5 protein-coding genes are annotated in these 6,184 nt (G+C 73.1%); 4 read left to right on the top strand and 1 reads right to left on the bottom strand.

What is annotated here, in order from left to right; translation table 11 throughout:
- Positions 1 to 65: 65 nt before the first annotated feature.
- Positions 66 to 302 (bottom strand): hypothetical protein, encoded by a 237-nt coding sequence (locus ACOJUF_RS17735; RefSeq protein WP_420123145.1) that lies wholly within the window; start codon positions 300 to 302, stop codon positions 66 to 68.
- Between the two features lie 186 nt (positions 303 to 488).
- On the opposite strand from ACOJUF_RS17735, the gene ACOJUF_RS17740 reads away from it, so the two are divergent.
- The 4 genes from ACOJUF_RS17740 (at position 489) to ACOJUF_RS17755 (ending at position 6,073) form a co-directional block, all read left to right on the top strand.
- Positions 489 to 1,709: an alpha/beta hydrolase family protein gene (locus ACOJUF_RS17740; RefSeq protein WP_420123146.1), complete on the top strand. Its 1,221-nt coding sequence runs from the start codon at positions 489 to 491 to the stop codon at positions 1,707 to 1,709.
- A 152-nt stretch (positions 1,710 to 1,861) separates the two neighbouring features.
- The gene (locus ACOJUF_RS17745; RefSeq protein ID WP_420123147.1) at positions 1,862 to 3,157 is read left to right on the top strand and encodes a glycosyltransferase; all 1,296 of its coding nucleotides are present in this window, start codon (positions 1,862 to 1,864) and stop codon (positions 3,155 to 3,157) included.
- Positions 3,158 to 3,160: 3 nt separating this feature from the next.
- A complete protein-coding gene (locus tag ACOJUF_RS17750) occupies positions 3,161 to 5,227 on the top strand; it encodes an ArnT family glycosyltransferase (RefSeq protein WP_420123148.1) in 2,067 nt (688 codons plus the stop codon).
- Positions 5,228 to 5,314: 87 nt separating this feature from the next.
- A complete protein-coding gene (locus ACOJUF_RS17755; protein ID WP_420123149.1) occupies positions 5,315 to 6,073 on the top strand; it encodes a MerR family transcriptional regulator in 759 nt (252 codons plus the stop codon).
- The last annotated feature ends 111 nt before the right edge of the window (positions 6,074 to 6,184 follow it).

Raw genomic sequence — 6,184 nt, forward strand, 5'->3', positions numbered from 1 at the left:
GATCTGATCCCCGGCGGGATGCGTCCGGCTCCAACGGATCCCGACCGTCCGATCCGGCCGCCGGGTCATCCCGTCAGCGGCCGCGCGGCCAGCTCGGCCGCGTCGGCCGCGGCCTCGTCGGCCCGCCGGGCCCCGTCGTCGCCCACCGCCGCCGCGCGGGCGGCGGCCCGGCGGAAGTGGCCGGCGGCGGCCAGGTAACCCCGCCGCGCCGCGACCGGGTCATCGGCGTCCAGGGCCCGGTCGGCCGCGACGATGGACCGCTCCCCGGCGAGCCGGGCCGACCGTTCCGTCCGGACTGTCATGGTGCGCCTCCCGGGTGGCCGGATGCCGGCCGGATCCGCGGCCGGCGACGCCGGCCCCCGGAGCAGTCTGCGCACGAGCCGTCTCAGGGCACTTTCATCCGGTGACAGCGCGGTGAGAGCGGGCCGTGCCAGATTGGCCTGACGCACCCGGCCCGGTGGGCCGGCGGGACCGAGAGGACGAGGCGGATGACCCGGCTGTTACTCAAGGACGAACTGCTCGATGCCCAGCTGATCCGCGCGGTCGGGGCCGCCGGCCACCACGGCGCCGATCTGGGCGAGGCCCTGCAGGCCGTCCGGGGTCTGGACGAGAGCGACCTGGACGCCTGGTACGCCGCCTGGAACACGCTGGGAGAACGCGTGTTCGCCTTCGCCGAGGAGCAGGAACGGGCCGGCCACCGGATCGCCGCCCGGGACGCGTTCCTGCGCGCCTGCACCTACCTGCGCACCGGCGGCTCGATGCTCTACCGCGCCCCGGTTGACCCGCGGATGGTGCACAGCAACACCCGGCAGACCGAGGCCTTCCGCCGGGCCGCGGCGCTGCTGGACACCCCGGTGGAGACCGTGCAGATCCCGTTCGAGGGCACGACGCTGCCCGGGTACTTCCTCCGGGCCGCCGATGAGTCCGGGGTGCGCCGGGCCACCGTCATCGGGCTGGGCGGGTACGACGGCACCGCCGAGGAGTGCTACTTCTACTTCGCCGCGCCGGCCCTGGCCCGTGGCTACCACGTGCTGCTGTTCGACGGTCCCGGGCAGGGGGCGGCACTCCTGCAGCAGGGCCTGACCATGCGCGCGCAGTGGGACACGGTGATCACTCCGGTGGTCGACTTCCTGCTGGCCCGGGACGATGTCGACCCGGCCCGGATCGCCCTGGCCGGGCTGTCGCTGGGCGGATTCCTCGGGCCGCGGGCGGCGGCCGGCGAGCACCGGCTGGCCGCGCTCATCGCCGACTCCGGCGCCTACGACATGTACGGCGGCGCCCTGGACCGGATGCCCAAGCCGCTGGCCCACGGCTTCGAAATGGGCCAAAAGATGGCCCGGGTCGCGTTGGGCGAGATCCTCGACGCCATGGCCCGGAAGCCGACGGCCGGCTGGAGCCTGCGCCGGGCCCTCGTCGTGCACGGGATCGACAGCCCGCTGGCCTACCTCGACGTCCTGAAGGACTACCGGCTCGACGGCTACGCCCAGGCCATCACCTGTCCCACCCTGGTCACCCACGCCGAAGGTGACGCGATCGGCGCGTCCGCCCCGCAGACCTTCGCGGCCCTGACCGTCGCGGACAAGGAATTGATCACCTTCACCGCGGCCGAGGGCGCCGACGACCACTGCGAGGCCGCCGCCCGGACCCTGTTCGACGCGCGGGCGTTCGGCTGGCTGGACGACCGGCTGCATCCGGAGGTCACGGCCTGACCCGACCGGCCGGCCCTGCCGGCCAGCCGGACGTCGGGGTGCGGCCCTCCCGGACGGCCTGAGCCCGTTCGTCCGGCGGGCCGCGCCCGGCCACAGCATCCGCACAGCGCGGCCCCGCCGCCGACCCAGGTCCGTCCGACACCGTCAGCACCATGACTGCGACGCTGACCGACGGCCGCGCCGGGGATGCCGCCCCGGAGGGTGAGCCGCACCGGCCCCGGACCCGGACGACCCTGGACATCGTCGTCCCGGTCTACAACGAAGAACTGGACCTGCCCCGCGGCGTGGCGCGGCTGCACGACTACCTCACGGCCCAGGTGCCGATGACGTTCCGGATCACCATCGCGGACAACGCCTCCACGGACGGGACGGCGGCGATCGCCGACCGGCTGGCCGCGGAGTTCTCCGAGGTCCGCGCGGTGCACCTGCCGGAGAAGGGACGCGGCCGGGCCCTCAAGCGGGTGTGGCTGGACTCCGACGCCGACGTCCTGGTCTACATGGACGTCGACCTGTCGACCGACCTGTCGGCGTTGCTCCCGCTGGTCGCCCCGCTGGTCTCCGGCCATTCCGACCTGGCCATCGGCACGCGGCTGCACCGCGGCTCGCGGGTGGTGCGCGGCCCCAAGCGCGAGATCATCTCGCGTTGCTACAACCTCATCCTGCGCGGCACGCTGGCCGCCCGGTTCTCCGACGCGCAGTGCGGCTTCAAGGCGATCCGCCGGCCGGTGGCCCAGCAGCTGCTGCCGCTGGTGCAGGACACCGGCTGGTTCTTCGACACCGAGCTGCTGGTGCTGGCCGAGCGCTCCGGGCTGCGCATCCACGAGGTCCCGGTCGACTGGACCGACGACCCCGACTCGCGGGTCGACATCGTGCAGACGGCCAAGGACGACCTGCGCGGGGTCTGGCGGGTGGGCCGGGCGCTGGCCGGCGGTCGCCTGCCGCTGTCCGACGTCCGCCGCCAGCTCGGCCGGGGATCGCTCGATCCGGCCACTCCCGGGGTGCCGACCGGGATGACCAAGCAGATCGTGCGCTTCGTCGCGGTCGGGGTCGCCAGCACCCTGGCCTACCTGCTGCTGTTCTTCCTGTTCCGGCTGGGGATGGGTGCGCAGGTGGCCAACTTCCTCGCGCTGGCCATCACCGCCGTCGCCAACACGGCCGCCAACCGGCGCCTGACCTTCGGCATCCGCGGCCGGACGGGCGTCGCCCGGCATCAGCTCCAGGGCTTCGGCGTCTTCCTGCTCGGCCTGGCCATCACCAGTGGCTCACTGGCGCTGCTCACCGCCGTCAGCCCGACGCCGAGCGTGCCCGTCGAGGTCGCCGTGCTCGTGCTGGCCAACCTGCTGGCCACCGTCGTCCGGTTCGTGCTGCTCCGCGGCTGGGTCTTCCGGTCCGCGACCCCGCCCGTCCATCCGGACCCCGTCCCCGACGACCTCGCACCCAAGGAATAAGACATGTCGACACTGACCGCCGACCCGGCCGCCCCCCGCCACGACGGCGGGGGGCCGCCCCCCGGACCGGCCCCCCGGCCCCGGTCCTGGCCGGCCCGCCTGTTCCTCGGGCCGGCCGATGACCCCCGTTGGGCCCGGCCGGCACTGTGGGGACTGCTCGCCGTCACCGCGGTGCTGTACCTGTGGAACCTGTCGGCGTCCGGCTACGCGAACGACTTCTACGCCGCGGCGGTGAAGGCCGGGACCGAGGACCTCAAGGCGTGGCTGTTCGCCTCGCTCGACTCGGCCAACGCCATCACCGTCGACAAACCGCCGGCCTCGATCTGGCTGATGGCCCTGTCCGGGCGGATCTTCGGCTTCAGCTCGTTCTCCATGCTGCTCCCGCAGGCCCTGCTCGGGGTCGGAACGGTGGCGCTGGTCTGGGCGGCCGTCCGCCGCTGGTCCGGTGACGCCGCCGGCCTGATCGCCGGTGCGCTGGTGACCCTGACCCCGGTGGCCGCGCTGATGTTCCGGTTCAACAACCCGGACGCGCTGCTGGTGTTCCTGATGACGCTGGCCGCGTACTTCGTGGTTCGGGCGGTCGAGACCGAGCGAGGCCGGACCGCGCTGCGCTGGCTGCTGCTGGCCGGCGTCGCCCTGGGCTTCGCCTTCCTGACCAAGATGCTCCAGGGCCTGATCGTGCTGCCGGCGTTCGCCCTGGCGTACCTGGTCGCCGGCCGCGCCCGGCTGTGGACCCGGATCTGGCACCTGCTCGCCGCCGGCGGTGCGCTGATCGTCTCCGCCGGGTGGTACGTCCTGCTGGTGTCCCTCTGGCCGGCCGACTCCCGGCCGTACATCGGCGGCAGCACCGACAACTCGCTCTGGCAGCTGGCCATCGGTTACAACGGGCTCGCCCGGATCTTCGGCCGGGAGAGTGCGGCCGCCGGCGGGACCGGCGGCTTCGGCGGGGGTGGCGGCGGGTTCGGCGGGAACGCCGGCTTCGGTGGCTCGACCGGGCTGGGCCGGATGTTCGGCACCTCGTTCGGCACCGAGATCTCCTGGCTGCTGCCGGCCGCGCTGATCGGTCTGCTGGCCGGGCTGTGGTTCACCCGGCGGTTCCCCCGCACCGACCGGATCCGCGCCGGGCTGATCCTGTGGGGCGGCGCGATGGTGGTCTCGGCCCTGGTCTTCTCCTTCATGGAGGGCACCATCCACCCGTACTACGCGGTGGCCCTGGCCCCGTTCATCGCCGCGACCGTGGCCATCTCCGGGCGCGAGCTCTGGCGCGGCCGGGACCATCACGTCGTCCGGTCGATCCTGGCCCTGATGATCGCCGCCACCGGCGTCTGGTCGTTCGTGCTGCTCTCCCGGGACAGCTCGTGGTTGCCCTGGCTGCGCTGGGTCGTGCTGGTCGGCTCGTTGCTCGGCGGCGCCCTGCTCGTGGTCTCGGCCGGGGCGTGGCGGCGGTTCGCCGTCGTCGGGCTGCTGGTCGGCTCGTTGACCGCACTCTCCGGGACGGCGGCCTGGACGGTCGCGACCGCTGCGACCGCCCACTCGGGATCCATCCCGACGTCGGGGCCCGCGGGCTCATCGGCCGGCGGCTTCGGCGGGGGTGGGCTGCGCGGCGGTTTCACCGGCGGTACCCGCCCGGACGGCTCGGCGGCCGACGCGGGCACGACCGGCGGCCAGGCTCCCGCCGGCACCACCGACGGCCAGGCGCCGACCGGCGGCTTCGGGGGCGGAGGCGGCACGGTGAGCACGGACCTGATCAACCTGCTCGACGCGACGACCACCCGCTGGTCGGCGGCGGTGTCGGGGGCGCAATCCGCGGCGCCGTACATCCTGAACACCGACACCGCGGTGATGGCGATCGGCGGCTTCTCCGGCGACCCCTACCCCACCCTCGCGCAGTTCCAGCAGTACGTGGCCGACGGCGACATCACCTACTACATCTCCGGCGGCGGCGCGGGGGGCGGCCCGGGCGGCCGCGACGGCACGAACTCGGCGATCGAGGAGTGGGTCCAGGCGAACTACACCGCGACCACCGTCGGCGGCGTCACCGTGTACAACCTGCTCCAACCGACCGGCTGAATTCGCGCTTGACCCTGACGCGGCGTCAGGCTCCATCCTCGATGACGTCCGGGTGATCGGAACCCGGACGTCGTCGAAGGAGAGCGGATGAGTTACTCGGTCGGCCAGGTGGCCGAGCTGGCAGGGGTGACGGTCCGGACGTTGCACCACTACGGCCAGATCGGTCTGCTGGAACCCCGGGACCGGACCTCCGCCGGCTATCGCCGGTACTCGGAGGACGACCTGGACCGGTTGCGGCACATCCTGTTCTACCGGGAACTCGGCTTCTCCCTCGACGACATCGCGACCATCCTGGCCGATCCCGGTGCGGGCACCGGCGCCCACCTGCGACGGCAGCGTGAGCTCCTGACCGACCGGATCGGCCGGCTGCAGGCGATGGTCGCGGCCGTCGACAAGGAACTGGAGGCCCACACCATGGGAATTCAACTCACGCCCGAGGAGAAGTTCGAGATCTTCGGGCCGAACTATAGCGAGGACTACGAGACCGAGGCGGAGCAGCGCTGGGGTGACACCGACGCCTGGAAGCAGTCGCAGCAGCGGACGTCGACGTTCACCAAGCAGCAGTGGATCGAGATCAAGGAGGCCGGCGACGACCTCAACCGACGGCGCGCCGCGGCGATGACCGGGGGCGCGACCCCGGACAGCGTCGAGGCGATGGATCTGGCCGAGGAGCACCGCGCCGCGATCGAGACGTTCTACGACTGCGGGTACGCCATGCACCGCGGTCTGGGCGACATGTACGTCGCCGACGAGCGTTTCACCCGCACCTACGAGGTTCTGGCGCCAGGCCTGGCCCAGTGGCTGCGGGACGCGATCCACGCCAACGCCGACCGGCACCAGGCGTAGGCGGCACGGTCCCGGTGGCGCCGGGACCCGGTTCGGTGTGAACAACCCCGCGCACCCCGCACTCCCGTGCGGTGAGGCCCGGGTTTTCTCAGCCCACCAACCGGGTCCGGG

Source organism: Nakamurella sp., assembly GCF_048594475.1.
Taxonomy (GTDB): domain Bacteria; phylum Actinomycetota; class Actinomycetes; order Mycobacteriales; family Nakamurellaceae; genus Nakamurella.